General features: G+C 57.0%; 2 protein-coding genes. One reads left to right on the top strand and one right to left on the bottom strand.

Translation table 11 applies throughout. The annotated features are described in order from the left end of the window. The first annotated feature begins 365 nt into the window (after positions 1-365). Positions 366-1,010 (top strand): hypothetical protein, encoded by a 645-nt coding sequence (locus B7R21_RS19155; protein ID WP_116284851.1) that lies wholly within the window; start codon positions 366-368, stop codon positions 1,008-1,010. 311 nt (positions 1,011-1,321) lie between these two features. Here the strand turns inward: B7R21_RS19155 and B7R21_RS21050 are convergent. Then, positions 1,322-1,410: IS3 family transposase (locus B7R21_RS21050; RefSeq protein WP_367302594.1), on the bottom strand; the 89-nt coding region annotated here is incomplete at its 5' end.

Genomic DNA, 1,410 nt, shown 5'->3' with positions numbered 1-1,410 from the left:
GGTCATCGTGATGATGCCTTTCGAGTGGAGGTAAGAGACTTCTCGAAGGATCACACGGTGACCGCGTCCACGTCAGCAACGACGCTCACGACCACCATGCGCTACACCACTATGCGGGACTCAACTGATAAGTGACCAGTTAAACCAGAAGCGAGTTCAGTAGGCGTAAAGTTTGACTCACCGGACCTCGAGCGGAACAGGCCGGGATGATGGAGGGAACGTTGGCAACAGACGTCGTGTCGAGTCCGAAGGCTTCGAGATCTCTCAGCCTCGGTTGAGCCGGTAAGTATCCCGGCACAATGGGCATGTTCAGTCCGAGGGGCTTGAGATTCGGTGTGCGCAGATGTTCAGGAGGATCACTTCGGATGAGTAGGAATGCTTGGGCAAGACGCTCAATTTACGCCAGCATAGTTCCCCTATTCGTCGGATATCTCCTCGTCATTCTTGCCTTCGTCCTCGCTTTAGCGGCTGGTCACACGTTGGGTTTCTCCGATCTGACGCTCGGCCTTCTGGCGTGGTTCGTTGGGTTGTTAGTGGTGTGTGGAGTGGTGACTTTCGGCATCGTTGTGAGGACCGTGCGGAATCAGGCGTGGATTCGTGAGCTGCTCTTGGATTCGGTCTCAACGCACAGAGGCGATGAAGTTGTGTTTGCCGGCGCCTGGGTCCCGTCCGTTTCTGCACCGATGACTACTCCGTCAAAGACGGTGCCGGGAGGCTTTGGGTGGGGGCTGGTGGTACGGGTGTCTGTGTCCGGGGTTCAGGTTTTCAGACAAAGTGGTTCATCGCTCGACGAGGCAGACACTCTTGGGTGGAAGGCCATTCACCACATATCGGCCGAGGTCAAGCGTGTTGGACGCCGTGAGATCCCGGTACTGCGTTTTCGGGTAGATCCTGCCGGCACCCGGTTGCGGAGCGTCTTCACTTTCAACGTGACCGTGAGTTCGTTCCCGAAAGACGTGCCGCCAACCGCCAATGCTGTTCTCGAACTGATCGAGAAGTACCGAACTTAGGACGCTATTCACGTCGCTCTCGAAGGTTGAGGGGAGCGCAAAGCAGGCTATGCCATCTACGCCACACGCCTGGGGTTCGTTGCGGCTTTTTGCATCGCACTGCAGTCGACGGACCTCAACCGGGTCAGTGAGGATTGTTGTCCTTGAGATGGGCGCTAGTCTCGCCCGCGGCGTCGAGGTTCGGCGGTACCTTTGGCTCATGGTTGCAGATGTCCATTTTTACGCCGATGAGAATGACAACTTAGAGCTTATGAAGTATCTACGTTTCGGTAGTGAGGCTGACCCCGTTTCCCGGACAGGTGGTTGGTTGGTCAGGCTGCCAGTGTGAGCTGGCGGCGTTCGTACTCTAATGGACTGAGGTAGCCGATGCCGGAGTGGCGTCGGCGGGCGTTGTACCAGC

The organism is Subtercola boreus (assembly GCF_003399625.1).
GTDB classification, from domain to species: domain Bacteria; phylum Actinomycetota; class Actinomycetes; order Actinomycetales; family Microbacteriaceae; genus Subtercola; species Subtercola boreus_C.
The sequence above is the reverse complement of the archived record's forward strand: the minus strand, read 5'-3'. Positions and strand labels throughout refer to the sequence as shown.

Excerpts from the sequence above, each read along its gene's own strand:
- B7R21_RS19155 (WP_116284851.1), top strand. The coding sequence starts at position 366 with ATGAGTAGGAATGCTTGGGCAAGACGCTCAATTTACGCCAGCATAGTT.